This window comes from Mesorhizobium sp. M0621 (assembly GCF_040320745.1).
Lineage (GTDB): Bacteria > Pseudomonadota > Alphaproteobacteria > Rhizobiales > Rhizobiaceae > Mesorhizobium.
On the sequence record NZ_JAMYQF010000053.1, the window covers coordinates 1 to 12,945 of the forward strand.

Below are 12,945 nucleotides of genomic sequence, written 5' to 3' on the forward strand. Positions count from 1 at the left end.
GCTACAACTTCTCCCTCCTGCTCAGGTGGCTGAAGGGTTTTTTGTCCCTCTTGATCGCTCTCTTCCAACTCCGGCCCAAGCCGGTCGCCGCTTAGAGCGCGGATTGTTCACGGTCGACTGGTTAGGAACCCCGCAGCGGACAGTACCCCCCTGCGCGGACTGGTTTCCCAGGTGCCCGTTGGTCAAGGAGATCTCGCCTACGCGGCCTTGAGCCGATAGCGGAAGACGGTGTGGTCGAGCAGCAGCCGGATGCGTGGTTCGGCCTCGGTCGCCACCAGCCAGCTTGCCGCGATCATCGTCGCGCCGACGACCGCCATCGAGAAGAGATGCGGCAGTCCCGCGCGGACCAGGACGCCGAGCAGGGCGGCGCCGACGACATCGTGGAGCAGGTAGAGCGGATAGGTCATCAGTCCGATCCGGCGCCAGCCGCTCCAGGACAGGTCGAGCCGCAGCGACCATGCCATCAACGCGAAGCCGACAAGGAAGATCAGGATCGGCGGCGCGAACGGCATCTCTCGCCCGACTTTCAGGATATGAACGTCGACCGAACTGGCGATCTGCAGCACGCCGCCGCCCAGGAACAGGGCGCAGAAGGCAAGGCGGGCGGCTGTCACCGCCTTGAAGCGCATCAGCCACAGCATGACGCCGGTCGCGAAGAAAACGCCGTGGTGCACCAGAAGCAGGTCGAGCGTGCGTGTTTCGGCGAGATCGGACAAGCCGAGCGGGTAGTAGAGGCACCAGAACAGCGTGCTGGCCAGGCCGATGGCGATGGCCACCATTTCCATCAGATGGAAGCGGCCGAGCCGCAGCAGGATCCAGACGATACCGTAGAAGGCGATCTCGATGCCGAGCGTCCAGTAGACGCTATCCACCCATGGCGCGTAGGGGGCGAACAGGCCGGTGCGGACGAGCCGGATGACAGCATCGGTCGGCCAACTGAGGCCGACGGTCAGAAGCACCACCGCGGTGATTGGCGCGCAGATCCACACCGCCGGCGCCAGCCGCTTCACCCTTGCCTCGAAGAACCGCAGCGGCGTCGATGTCTCGGCGCTGAAGGCGATGACGAAGCCGCTGATGACGAAGAATATCTGGACGCCGACCCAGCCGGATTCGACCCAGGCGCCTATTGCCGGCTGCGGGGGAACGCCGCCCGTGGCGCGCGCCGAAACGCCGTCCGGATACGCCCACACCCAGAAGCCATAGTGGTAGACCATGACCATGACGGCGGCGAGAAACCGCAGGATGTCGACGCCGCCAAATGTGATCTTCTTTTGAGCCATACCGTCCCGCCGGATGGCCCCCCACTTCGGACCTTAAGGCGCGTTGCTGCGTTGCACAATAAAAGATTGGATGCAGCAGGTAAGACATTTGCTTCAGCGCCGGCGCTGCCATACGCGATTGGCAGCCGCTAAATCCCGATCCCCCGCGCCTTCAGCGCAACTGCGATCTCGTCGAGGATGACCGGGTCGTCGATCGTCGCCGGCATCGCCCATTCTTCCTTGTCGGCGATCTTTTGCATGGTGCCGCGCAGGATCTTGCCAGAGCGTGTCTTGGGCAGGCGCTTGATCGTCACCACCGTCTTGAAGGCGGCGACCGGGCCGATGCGTTCGCGCACCAGGCCGACCACTTCGGTCTCGATCAGGCCGATATCGCGCGTCACACCAGCATTCAGCACCACGAAGCCGAGCGGAACCTGCCCTTTCATCGCGTCGGCAATGCCGATGACCGCGCATTCGGCGACATCGGGATGGGCGGAAAGCACCTCCTCCATGGCGCCGGTCGACAGCCGATGGCCGGCGACATTGATGATGTCGTCGGTGCGGGCCATGACGTAGAGATAGCCGTCCTCGTCGACCATGCCGGCATCCGCCGTCTTGTAGAAGCCGGGGAACTCGTCGAGATAGGCTTGGCGGAACCGATCATCGGCATTCCACAGCGTCGGCAGGCAGCCGGCCGGCAGCGGCAGCTTGACCACCACATTGCCCAGCGTGCCGCGCGGCACTTCATGGCCGGCATCGTCGAGCACGCGGATGTCGTAGCCGGGCATCGGCACGCCGGGCGAGCCGTATTTCACCGGCAGGAGGCCAAGGCCGGCGGGATTGATCGTCATCGGCGAGCCGGTTTCGGTCTGCCACCAATGGTCGACCACCGGCACGTTCAGCTTCTGCTCCGCCCATTTGATGGTTTCCGGGTCGGCGCGCTCGCCGGCAAGAAACAGCGTGCGGAATTTCGACAAATCGTATTTCTCAATGAACTCGCCCTTCGGGTCCTGCCCCTTGATGGCGCGGAACGCGGTCGGCGCGGTGAACAGTGCGACGACGCCATGTTCCGATATCACCCGCCAGTAGGTGCCGGCATCGGGTGTGCCGACAGGCTTGCCTTCGAACAGGATGCTGGTGCAGCCATGCAATAGCGGCCCGTAGACGATATAGGAATGGCCGACCACCCAACCGACATCGGATGCCGCCCAGAACACCTCGCCCGGCTTGACGCCGAACTCGTTTTCCATCGTCCATTTCAGCGCGACCATGTGGCCGCCATTGTCGCGCACGATGCCCTTGGGCTGGCCGGTCGTGCCCGAGGTATAGATGATGTAGAGCGGATCGGTGGCAAGCACCGGCACGCAGTCGACATTGGCGCCGGCCGCCCGTTCGCGGGCGACGGCATCGGCGTAGTCGATGTCGAAATGCTCCTTCAACTCGCAGCGCAGTTGGTCGCGCTGCAGGACCAGGCAGGCATCCGGCTTATGGCGGGAGATCTCTATCGCCTTGTCGAGCAGCGGCTTGTAGGCGACGACGCGGCCCGGCTCCAGGCCACAGGATGCGGAAATGATCAGCTTCGGCCTGGCGTCGTCGATGCGGGTGGCAAGCTCATGCGAGGCAAAGCCGCCGAACACCACCGAATGCACGGCGCCGATGCGGGCACAGGCCAGCATGGCGATAGCCGCCTCGGCCACCATCGGCATGTAGATGATGACGCGGTCGCCCTTGCCGATGCCGCGGTTCTTCAGCACCGAGGTTAGCGCGACGACTTCGCGCTTCAGTTCGGCATAGGTGAATTTCTTGACCGTTCCGGTAATGGCGCTGTCATGGATCAGCGCGATCTGGTCGGCGCGTCCGCCCGCGACGTGGCGGTCGATTGCGTTGTAGCAGGTGTTGCAGGTGGCGCCGGTGAACCAGCGTCCGTAGACCCCAGCCGTGGCATCGAACACTTTGTTATAGGGCGAATACCAGTCGATGGCGCCGGCCGCGTCCGCCCAGAATTTTTCCGGGTCGCGTTTCCAGCCGTCATAAACCTCGTGATAGCGTGAAGCCATCCGGTTCCTCCCCAGGAATGATTTTCTTCCCTCCAAATAGCGTGCTCTAACCTTGGCCGCAAATGCACGCCATTGTGGTGATGACATTGAGCTGGGGCACTTGGGGGCAAGCTGCTATGAAATTGCGATTTGGGGCTTCTTTGCTTCCATCCTTACTGGGTGTCGTGCTCGCGATCTCCACCGGAGCCGCTCAGGCCGGCGATGCCGCGGCACGGCGTATCATCGGCTTTTCGCCCGACGGTGCTTATTTCGCCTTCGAGCAATATGGAACGCTCGATGCCGGTGCCTCGGATTCAGGCTGGTCGGAGATCGACATCATCGACACGCGCACGGATGAATTCGTCGGCGGCAAGCCGATCCTCGTCGTCGACGAGTCGGAGGAGGCGATTTTGACCCTGGAGCAGGCGAGGGCGCAGGCCGCTGCCAGGGCGGCGCCCGTTCTCGCCAGATATGCCATCGCATCTCAGGGCGAGCAGACAGCTTCCGACAAGTTCACCTTTCCGGGTGAAACGGTTGCCTACAACGACATCTCCCGCCTCGAACAGGTGTCGCAGAATTGGCTGTCGCCGCTCTATGACGAAACGGGCATTTCGACCATCCAGCTCGATCAGATCCTGGCGGCCAGCACGAGCGATTGCTCGGCGAGTTTCGATGCGACGCAGCAAGGCGACCAGGCACTTCAAGGTGAAAAGGCACTTCAAGGTGAGAAGGCGGGCAAGGCGCTCGGCTTCCGGCTGACGCTGCAAGGGCAAGACGGCAAGCCGTTCAAGATATTGCACGAGGACAAGGCCGTGCCGGGTTCAAGAAGCTGCCCGACCTCCTACAGCCTGTCGGAATCCTATAAATTCACCCCGGCCGGCAAGCCGGCGGTGATCGTCGTGCTGGTGCAGCGTTTCAGCCAGGGTTTCGAAGGGCGCGATCGCCGCTTCCTTGCGGTCACCGGCCAGCCGCGCTGACACGACCACGGCCCAAAGTTGCCCGTCGATGACTATTGATTGTTCTAGATCGGCAAGGCCACAAGCATGAAGCCAATGCCGCCAGCGATCAAAATAGCTGTCGCCAGCGCTTTCCTGTGACGTTCGAAGCTCGTCGGAGCCCGCTCCCAATTGTAACGCATACGCAATCTCCCCAAGACCCAGACAGGTTTTACCTTACTCTAGGGAAGAAAAGCAACGGCCGAGCGGTCGGTTCCCTTGCTTGTCGCCTCGCGCTGGCGACTATTTCTGGGGCGATTCCGGCCGGGAACAGGCTGCGGATGTTGCGGATCAAAGGGAGAAGATGGTCGCAGAAAAGCATGGCGGAAGCCAAGGCTACACGCCCCAGCGTAGCGCCGCCGTGTGTACAGGCGCGTCCCAGAATGCGGTCGTCTCGTCGTCGAGCATGGTGAGCGTGATCGAGCAGCCGGCCATGTCGAGCGAGGTGACGTAGGAGCCGACCAGTGAACGGGTCACCGTCACGCCATGCTTCTCGAAAATCGCCCGCGCGCTGTTGTACATCAGATAGAGTTCCATGAGTGGCGTGCCGCCGAAGCCATTGACGAACAGCAGCGCTGGGCCTTTCGCCCTGTCGCCGAGATCGCCCAGGATCGCGGCACAAATCTCCTGCGCGATTGCATCGGCGCTTTTCAAGGTGTCGCGCCGGCGGCCGGGCTCGCCATGGATGCCGACGCCAAATTCCATCTCACCGTCGCCGATGTCGAAAGTCGGCTTGCCCGCCGCCGGCACCGTGCAACTGGTCAGCGCCACGCCCATCGAGCGGGTGGCGGCGTTGACGCGGTCGCCCAGCGCCTTCAGTGGCGCCAGCGCCAGACCATGTTCGGCCGCCGCTCCAACGACCTTTTCCACCACCAATGTACCGGCGACGCCGCGCCGGCCCGTCGTATAGGAAGAATTCTCGACGGCGACATCGTCATTGGTCACGATCTGCTGGATGCCTTCCGACATCTCGGCCGCCATGTCGAAGTTCATCACGTCGCCCTCATAGTTCTTGACGATGAACAGGCAGCCGGCGCCGGTGTCGACGGCTTCCGCCGCCGCCAGCATCTGGTCCGGTGTCGGCGAGGTGAACACCTGGCCGGGGCAGGCGGCGTCCAGCATGCCGTGACCGACAAAGCCGGCATGCAGCGGCTCGTGGCCGGAGCCGCCGCCGGAGATCAGCGCCACCTTGCCCGGCCGCAAGGCCTTGCGGCGGATGAATTTGTGCTCGTCGCCAAGCACGAGGATGTCGGCATGGGCGGCCACGAACCCGTCAAGGCTTTCGGTCAGCACCGTGTCCACCGAATTCATGAATTTCTTCACGGCCGTCTCCTCCCGAAATAGGCCTGACATCAAAGCAATTCCAGGAAAAGTGTGTAACGGTTTTCCGTCCGGAATTGCGTACAAACTCCAAGGGGTCAGCCACCCTTGCCGGTGATGCTGGTGATCTTCTGGATAAAATCGTTCACCGCCCTGTCGAGCGCGGCGTTCTGCTTGTCGTCGCCGAAATCGGGCACAACAAGCGAAACATGCCGCGTCTTCCGCATCCCTGCGGCGACGGACATTTTGCCGGGATGGGCCTGATGGTAGGCGGCGAGAAACTGGTCACGCTCGGCGGGGCTGAAATGGCACACCGAAAATATAGCCGGCAAATGTTTTGACGGAATCGGGATCGAATAGCTGGGGCTCGAAATCTGCGTGACGAAGCTGCGATGTTTGCCGAGCGCATCGGCGAGGCGCTGGCGCATACCGGACGGGCGCTGGTCGATGACGTGCGACAGGATCGTCTTGTAGGCGCGGATCGCCTCTTCGGAACCGGGTTCGGGTTTCTTGTCGATCATGCCAGCCGCGCCTAAATCGAAATGTCGGCGATGGCCGCCTTGGCCATGGCAAGTTGCGCCGGAGCGACGGAAAGGTCGCGCAGGCCGGCCTCGAGCAGTGACGGGATCGAGGCGGGATCGCCGCCGGCATCGCCGCACAGGCTGACCGGGATATTTTCACGTTGGCCAAACGCGGTGACGGCAGCGATCAGCCGCAGCACGGCCGGATGACGGACCGAATTGAGATGTGCCACGGCGACGTTGTCGCGGGCCGCCGCCATGACGTATTGGGTGAGATCGTTGGAGCCGATCGAGAAGAAGGCGGCTTCGGTAAAGGCTTCCGGCACGATCGCGACGGAAGGCACCTCGACCATGATGCCGAGTGGAGGCATCTTGTGTGCGACGCCGCGAGTGACAAGTGCAGCCTGTTCTTCGGCGAACATCGCCGCTGCCTGCCTATATTCCTTCACAATGGCGATCATCGGGAACATCACTTTCAGGCTACCGTGCACGGCGGCGCGCAGCAGCGCACGGATCTGTACACGAAACACCTCCGGTCTTGCCAGCGACAGCCTGATGCCGCGCAGGCCGAGGAACGGATTGCTCTCCTCGACGGTGAAGCCCGGAACCGGCTTGTCGCCCCCGGCATCGACGGTACGGATCGTCACCGGCTTTTCGCCGGCCCATTCCAGCACCTTGCGATAGGCGCGATACTGCGTCTCCTCATCAGGAAGCGTCTTGCCGAACAGGAATTCCGTGCGCATCAGGCCGACACCGTCGCAGGTGGCGATGTCGATACCGTCAACCTCGGACGGGTCGGCGATGTTGACCTGCACGCGCACCGGCGTGCCGGTCCTGGTGGCTGCCGGCCGCGCCAGGAACGTCCCGGCCCGGTCGCGGCGCGTCGAGAACGACGACAACGATTGGCGAAAGGCGTCGATATCGGCCTTGGAGGGCGACAGCACGATGCTGCCATGTTCGGCGTCGAGCAGGGCGATGCCGGCAAGATGAGCCGGCGAAGCCCCAAGACCGACGATCATGGGTACACCGCGCGAGCGCGCCAGCATGGCGACATGGCTGGCCGTGCTACCCGCCCTCAGCGCGATGCCGCCGCCGCTGCTCCAGTCGGTTTCGAGAAAACGCGTCGGTGCGATATCTTCACCATAGAGGATGGCGCCGGCTGGTACCTGGACGTCACCATCCTCGGTCAGCGCCCGCAGCACTTGGTCCCTGATGTCGCGTATGTCGGCGGCACGTGCGCGGAAATAGTCCTGGTCGGAAGCGTCGTAGCCAGCGATTTCGGCGTCGAGCGCCTGCCGCCAGGCTTGATCGGCCGGCTGGCCGGCGTAGATAGCGGCGAAGGCCGGGCTGCTCAGCGCATCATCTTCCAGCATGGCGATCTGGAATTCGAGTATGTCGGCCGCAACGCTCTCAGCCGCGTCTATCAATGCCGTGAGACGAGCCGCCGCAATGGCGATTGCGGTTTCGAGCGCGGTCTTCTCGTCGTCGGCTGTTTCTTTGCCGACATACGATACGATAGTCTGGTCGAGATCGAACAGCGGCCCTTCGGCATAGCCGGCCGAGGCCGAAATGCCTTGCAGCCTAAGCGGTTCGGACATGGTCCGTGCCTTCGTCGAAATCGCGGCGCACCAGCTCGACCAGCGCGTCAACGGCATCATCGGCGCCGTCGCCACTGGCCCGGATGTGTAGCACCGTACCTTTCGGCGCCTTGGTCGCCATCACCTTGACGATGCTCTTGGCGTCGAACCATGGCCCGTTGGCGGCCAGCGCTATTTCCACCTCTGCGGCAAAAGTCTTGGCCAGCTTGGTGAACTTCACCGAAGGACGCGCGTGCAGGCCCACCTCGTGGGTGATTACAACGGTCGCTTCGGCGGATACGGACATGTTCTTCAAGTTTCCCGTTCACTCACGACGGCGACAATTCATGCGCCGTCGCCACCACTTCTTTCAGGGAGGCACCGCCGGACGCCTCGGTCGCCGCCATCACCGCGCCTTCGACGATCGGAGCGTTGCAAACGATGATCTTTTGCGACCGTGGCTCGCCGATCATCTCCACCGCCATTTCTGAGTTGGTCTCGGCGCCGCCGAGATCGACCAGGATGGCGACGCCGGCTTCCGACCAGGCCTTGTCGATGGCGCCCATGATCGCCTCGACATTGGTGCCGAGTCCGCCATGACCGTTTCCGCCGCACCATGCAAGTGGCACTTCATCGCCCACCATCTGCCGCACCATGTCGGCCGTGCCCTCGGCAACCAGCGGCGAATGCGAGACGATGACGATTCCGACATTGCTCATGCGCTTTTTCCGATGGTTTGCGCCACTGTGCGCACCAGCAGTGCGGTTGAGCGCGCGCCGGGATCCATGTGGCCGATCGAGCGGTCGCCGAGGAACGAGGCGCGGCCGCGCAAGGCCTTCATCGGCACGGTCGCATCGGCCGCAGCGTCGGCGATATCGGCGATTTCCGGGGCCGTCTTTCCCTGCAGCAATGCGTCATGCACCAGCTGCAGCACGTCGAGCATTGTCTTCTGCCCGACCTGCGATTTGCCGCGCGCGGCCACCGCTTCGATGGCCTTGCCGAAAGCCGCCGTCACATCGGCGCGATCGGGCTCCGTCGAAATCTCCTTGCCGAGCGCCATAAACAAGGTGCCGAACAGCGGACCGGAGGCGCCACCGACCGTCATCACCAGCTTGGTGCCGATCGCCTTCAGCGCCTCGGGCAGCGATTTGGCGGCAAACTCCTCGGCATCGGCCCGCACTGCCTCGAAGCCTCGCTTCATGTTCAGCCCATGGTCACCGTCGCCGATCGCTTGGTCGAGCGTCGTTAACTCTTCGGCATGCGCGCCAATCGTATCCGCGGCGGCCGCGATCAGTTCGGCAAGGTTCAACGCCGCCATGTCACCTGCGTTCCCGGTTTCCATCTTGCCGGCAGTATCGAAAGAACGCTCATTCGACAACTGGAGCATGTTTCAGGCCGCTTCATGCAGCGCGGCGGCGGCCGCGAAGACTTCAGCCATCGCATAGGCGCCGGGGTCGACCACGCCTTGCAGCTTGCTGCCGACATAGGCGGATCGTCCGGATTTCGCCCTGCCCATGGCGGCCGTAGCCTCGGCACCGAGTCGTGCCGCTGTTGCCGCTTCGTCTAAGCCATTGGCGGCGAGCGCTTTCAGGGCTGGTTCCAAGGCATCAACCATCGTGCGATCCCCCATCTTGGCGCCGCCATAAAACGTCATCCGTTCGAGGCCGGCAAGCAGCGCCTTGGCCAGGTTTGCGCCACCGTCCTGAGCCTGCGCCGCCGCCGTGAAGAAGATCGACAGCAGCACGCCGCTGGAGCCACCCATGGACGCGCTCAGAATGTCGCCTATCGCGCCAAGGGTCGCCGCAGGTTCGGCAAGCGGCAGCGTATCAAGCCGCTCCAGCACACTGCGCGCGCCGGTCGCCACCGTCGAGCCGGTATCGCCGTCGCCTGCCTTGGCGTCCAGTCCGTTCAAGGTAGCTTCGAGCGCGATCAGCCTTTCGCAGATGGCGACGACAAGGCGCCTGGTGCGTGCATTCTGGCTGGGCTTGCGTGTCGCGCTTGCGCTGGCTGGTCTTGCCAGCGGCACTACGGAAGGCGAAACGACGGGTTTTGCCGGCATCCAGGCCTGTGGTCCGACCGGCGCCAGCAAGGCTGTCTCGCGCGCTGCGTCGAGCCGGATCAGCGACAGCGAGAAGCCGTTCATGTTGAGCGCCGTCATCAGCGGGCCTGGGCCGATGGTCAGCTTGATCGCTTTGGCCAGCGGCGAAGCCAGCACCGCGTTGGCGATAACAGACATTTCGAGCGGCGGCACCGAGCCGAGATTGTTGATCAGCAAGGCATGACTGGCTGTGGGATCGATTCGCACCGCCAGGCGCTCCGCCATGGTCGCCACCAGCCTGTCGGCGCTTTGCAGCGCAATCCGCTCGACGCCCGGCTCGCCATGAATGCCGAGCCCGAGTTCGCCATCGTTTTCGCCAAACCTGTCTTCGTGCGGCTGGCCGGGGATCGAACACGACGAAAGCGACATGCCGAGCGAAACGATATCCATCGCTGCCGCGCGAGCGGCTGCCGCGACGGTCGCCAGGTCACGGCCGGTTTCCGACAGATGGCCTGAGATCTTGTGCACGAACAAGGTGCCGGCAACGCCGCGCGGCTGGGTGATATCAGGCAAAGCGATGTCGTCGGCGACGATCACCATCTCGACGCGAAACCCTTCGGCGCGCGCCTTCTCGGCCGCCAGGCCGAAATTGAGGCGGTCACCTGTGTAGTTCTTGACGATCAGCAGGCAGCCGGCCGGGCCGGTCACTGCGCGAATGGCCGCCAGCACGGCTTCGACGCTCGGTGAGGCAAAGATCTCACCCGAGATCGCCGCTGTCAGCATGCCCTTGCCGACAAAGCCGGCATGCGAAGGTTCGTGTCCGGCGCCGCCGCCGGAGACGATGCTGACTTTCATCTTGTCCCACTCGGCACGCAGGATGACCTTGATCTCGGGATAGCCGTCGAGGCGCGCGAGATCGCCTGATCCGATGGTCCGCAACAGACCGTCCAGCGCCTCGGTGACGATCGTTTCCCTGCGGTTGAAAAAGTGCTTCATCGAATTCGTCCCGTACTCGCAAAGTCAAAACCCGGCGCTGAGCCGCTGGCAGGCAAACACCGAAAACCGCTCACATCAGCCCGTTCACATCAGTCTTTGTCCATCGGCGCCGAAATATAGCGGCGACCGATAGCGGATCACCACCTTGTCGCCTTGCGCCAGATCCGTGTCGGGATCGGTCAGCGTCACCAGCTTCTTCGGCCCCACCGTCACATGCAGGTGGTTCTGGTCGCCGAGATGCTCGACCCAGTCGACCACGCCGTCGGCATGGCCATTGGTTGCCTTTTCGATCGTCAGATGTTCGGTGCGCGCGCCGATCGTCTTGGTTCCGGTCGGTGCGCCGCCGTCAGGCAGCAGCCCGGTCGGCAGAAGATTGATCGCCGGCTGGCCGAGCCTTGCCGCGACATGCAGGTTAGCCGGCTCAGAATAGATCGTCCGCGGAGAACCGATCTGCACCAGTTCGCCATCGGCAAGAATGCCGATGCGGTCGGCCATGGTCATTGCCTCGATCTGGTCATGCGTGACGTAAAGCATGGTGGCGCCAAGCTCGGTCTGGATGCGTTTGAGCTCAAGCCTGAGATCCCCGCGCAGCTTGGCGTCGAGCGACGACAGCGGCTCGTCCATCAGATAGATCGAGGGCTTGCGCACCAGCGCGCGGCCGATGGCGACGCGCTGCATTTCGCCGCCCGAAAGCTTGGTCGAACGGTTGGCGAGCTTGTGATGGATGCGCACCATCTTCGCCACCTCCTCGACCCGCCGGCGGATCTGGTCTTCCGGCATTTTCCGCGCCGGCGAGCGCAGCGGGAAGGCGAGGTTGTCGAACACCGACAGATGCGGATAGAGCGAATATTGCTGGAAGACGAAGGCGGTGTCGCGCTCGGCCGGCGACAGTGTCGTGGCATTGTGACCGCCGATTTCGATCGTGCCGGAATCCGGCCGCTCCAGCCCGGCGATGAGCCGCAGAGTCGTCGTTTTGCCGGCCCCGGTCGGCCCGAGCAGCACGACGAACTCGCCATCGGATATATGCAGGTCGAGGCCGTTGACGGCGGCATGATCGCCAAAACTCTTGGTCACGTTCCTGATGTGCACGTCAGCCATGACGGGCCCTCCGCTCAGAGGCGACATCGTGGATCGCGGTTCTCACCGCCCGGCCGGATACTTTCTCGAACAGCGATAGCCGCGCGCTGCTCAGCGTCAGGCCGACATGATCGCCGGTCGAGAGCCGGATTTCGGCCGGCACGCGTGCCTTGATGATGCCGTCCGCCGTCTCCACCGCGACAATCTGCGTGGTGCCGAGATATTCGGTGCCATAGATGGCGCCGCGCAGCTTGGAGGCATCGTCGAAGCGGATGTGCTCCGGGCGAATGCCAAGCGCCATGTCGGCCGGCGCGATATCCTCGCGGACCTCCGGCACCGCCACTTTCGCACCTTGCACGACGATCTCCCTGGCACCCTTGGCAAGTCCGCCGCCGAAGCCCAGAAAATTCATCGGCGGCGAGCCGATGAAATCGGCGACGAACATGGTCGCCGGGCGGTCGTAGATTTCGCGTGGTGTGCCGAACTGTTCGATGACGCCGTGGTTCATCACCGCGATCTTGTCGGCCATCGACATCGCTTCCATCTGATCGTGCGTGACATAGACGGTGGTGGCGTGGATGCGGTTGTGCAGTTCGCGCAACTCATGGACCATCAAATCGCGGAATTCGGTATCAAGGGTCCCCAGCGGTTCATCCATCAGGAAGCATTTTGGCCGCCGCACGATGGCGCGGCCGAGCGCCACGCGCTGGCGGTCGCCACCGGCAAGACCGGAGACGGATTTGTTGAGCAGATGGTCGATGCGAAGCAGTTTTGCCGTCTCCTCGACCCGCGTGCGGATTTCGGCCGACGGCACGCCTTGCGCCAGCAGCGGGAAACCGATGTTCTTGCGCACGTTCATGTGCGGATAGAGCGCGAACAGCTGGAAGACGAAGGCGATGTCGCGCTCGCGTGCCCGCAGCATGGTGACGTCGTCGCCGCCAAGCAGGATCTGCCCGCCGGTCGGCAATTCGAGCCCGGCAATCATGCGCAGGGTCGTCGTCTTGCCGCAGCCTGACGGCCCGAGCATGACGAAGAACTCGCCATCCTCGACGACGAAGTTGGAATCCTGCACGGCGACGAAATCGCCGAAGGCCTTTCTTAGGTGCTGGACGCGGATTTCGGCCAT

12 protein-coding genes are annotated in these 12,945 nt (G+C 63.5%); 1 reads left to right on the plus strand and 11 read right to left on the minus strand.

All coding sequences use genetic code 11. The features are described from left to right. Positions 1 to 197 precede the first annotated feature (197 nt). Positions 198 to 1,280, minus strand: a complete 1,083-nt coding sequence (locus NKI38_RS26850) for an acyltransferase family protein (RefSeq protein ID WP_352662975.1) — start codon at positions 1,278 to 1,280, stop codon at positions 198 to 200. Positions 1,281 to 1,408: 128 nt separating this feature from the next. Beyond that, positions 1,409 to 3,316, minus strand: a complete 1,908-nt coding sequence (locus NKI38_RS26855; protein ID WP_352662978.1) for a propionyl-CoA synthetase — start codon at positions 3,314 to 3,316, stop codon at positions 1,409 to 1,411. 140 nt (positions 3,317 to 3,456) lie between these two features. On the opposite strand from NKI38_RS26855, the gene NKI38_RS26860 reads away from it, so the two are divergent. After that, positions 3,457 to 4,272 (plus strand): DUF2259 domain-containing protein, encoded by an 816-nt coding sequence (locus NKI38_RS26860; protein ID WP_352662981.1) that lies wholly within the window; start codon positions 3,457 to 3,459, stop codon positions 4,270 to 4,272. 354 nt (positions 4,273 to 4,626) lie between these two features. Here the strand turns inward: NKI38_RS26860 and dhaK are convergent, their stop codons facing one another. The 9 genes from dhaK to NKI38_RS26905 form a co-directional block, all read right to left on the minus strand. Then, positions 4,627 to 5,613 carry a dihydroxyacetone kinase subunit DhaK gene (dhaK, locus tag NKI38_RS26865; RefSeq protein WP_352662984.1) on the minus strand — a complete coding sequence of 329 codons (987 nt, stop codon included), beginning with the start codon at positions 5,611 to 5,613 and terminating at the stop codon, positions 4,627 to 4,629. 95 nt (positions 5,614 to 5,708) lie between these two features. Then, entirely contained in the window at positions 5,709 to 6,131 is a 423-nt protein-coding gene (locus NKI38_RS26870) for a hypothetical protein (protein ID WP_352662987.1), read from the minus strand. An 11-nt stretch (positions 6,132 to 6,142) separates the two neighbouring features. Next, on the minus strand, positions 6,143 to 7,729 hold the full coding sequence (gene ptsP, locus NKI38_RS26875; RefSeq protein ID WP_352662990.1) for a phosphoenolpyruvate--protein phosphotransferase: 1,587 nt from the start codon (positions 7,727 to 7,729) through the stop codon (positions 6,143 to 6,145). Beyond that, the gene (locus tag NKI38_RS26880; RefSeq protein WP_352662993.1) at positions 7,713 to 8,015 is read right to left on the minus strand and encodes an HPr family phosphocarrier protein; all 303 of its coding nucleotides are present in this window, start codon (positions 8,013 to 8,015) and stop codon (positions 7,713 to 7,715) included. The genes ptsP and NKI38_RS26880 overlap by 17 nt, the downstream gene beginning before the upstream one ends. A 22-nt stretch (positions 8,016 to 8,037) precedes the next feature. Then, positions 8,038 to 8,427 carry a dihydroxyacetone kinase phosphoryl donor subunit DhaM gene (gene dhaM / locus NKI38_RS26885; RefSeq protein WP_027040441.1) on the minus strand — a complete coding sequence of 130 codons (390 nt, stop codon included), beginning with the start codon at positions 8,425 to 8,427 and terminating at the stop codon, positions 8,038 to 8,040. Beyond that, the gene (gene dhaL, locus NKI38_RS26890; protein ID WP_352662996.1) at positions 8,424 to 9,026 is read right to left on the minus strand and encodes a dihydroxyacetone kinase subunit DhaL; all 603 of its coding nucleotides are present in this window, start codon (positions 9,024 to 9,026) and stop codon (positions 8,424 to 8,426) included. The genes dhaM and dhaL overlap by 4 nt, the downstream gene beginning before the upstream one ends. Positions 9,027 to 9,098: 72 nt before the next feature. After that, positions 9,099 to 10,742: a dihydroxyacetone kinase subunit DhaK gene (locus tag NKI38_RS26895; protein ID WP_352662999.1), complete on the minus strand. Its 1,644-nt coding sequence runs from the start codon at positions 10,740 to 10,742 to the stop codon at positions 9,099 to 9,101. Positions 10,743 to 10,826: 84 nt separating this feature from the next. Next, entirely contained in the window at positions 10,827 to 11,840 is a 1,014-nt protein-coding gene (locus NKI38_RS26900) for an ABC transporter ATP-binding protein (RefSeq protein ID WP_352663002.1), read from the minus strand. Next, the gene (locus tag NKI38_RS26905) at positions 11,833 to 12,945 is read right to left on the minus strand and encodes an ABC transporter ATP-binding protein (protein WP_352663005.1); all 1,113 of its coding nucleotides are present in this window, start codon (positions 12,943 to 12,945) and stop codon (positions 11,833 to 11,835) included. The genes NKI38_RS26900 and NKI38_RS26905 overlap by 8 nt, the downstream gene beginning before the upstream one ends.

What these genes read in the sequence shown, in the direction of transcription:
- NKI38_RS26870 (WP_352662987.1), bottom strand. Translation starts at nt 6,131, where the DNA reads ATGATCGACAAGAAACCCGAACCCGGTTCCGAAGAGGCGATCCGCGCC.
- NKI38_RS26880 (WP_352662993.1), bottom strand. Translation starts at nt 8,015, where the DNA reads ATGTCCGTATCCGCCGAAGCGACCGTTGTAATCACCCACGAGGTGGGC.
- NKI38_RS26895 (WP_352662999.1), bottom strand. Translation starts at nt 10,742, where the DNA reads ATGAAGCACTTTTTCAACCGCAGGGAAACGATCGTCACCGAGGCGCTG.
- dhaM (WP_027040441.1), bottom strand. Translation starts at nt 8,427, where the DNA reads ATGAGCAATGTCGGAATCGTCATCGTCTCGCATTCGCCGCTGGTTGCC.
- ptsP (WP_352662990.1), bottom strand. Translation starts at nt 7,729, where the DNA reads ATGTCCGAACCGCTTAGGCTGCAAGGCATTTCGGCCTCGGCCGGCTAT.
- NKI38_RS26850 (WP_352662975.1), bottom strand. Translation starts at nt 1,280, where the DNA reads ATGGCTCAAAAGAAGATCACATTTGGCGGCGTCGACATCCTGCGGTTT.
- NKI38_RS26900 (WP_352663002.1), bottom strand. Translation starts at nt 11,840, where the DNA reads ATGGCTGACGTGCACATCAGGAACGTGACCAAGAGTTTTGGCGATCAT.
- dhaL (WP_352662996.1), bottom strand. Translation starts at nt 9,026, where the DNA reads ATGGCGGCGTTGAACCTTGCCGAACTGATCGCGGCCGCCGCGGATACG.
- NKI38_RS26905 (WP_352663005.1), bottom strand. Translation starts at nt 12,945, where the DNA reads ATGGCCGAAATCCGCGTCCAGCACCTAAGAAAGGCCTTCGGCGATTTC.
- NKI38_RS26855 (WP_352662978.1), bottom strand. Translation starts at nt 3,316, where the DNA reads ATGGCTTCACGCTATCACGAGGTTTATGACGGCTGGAAACGCGACCCG.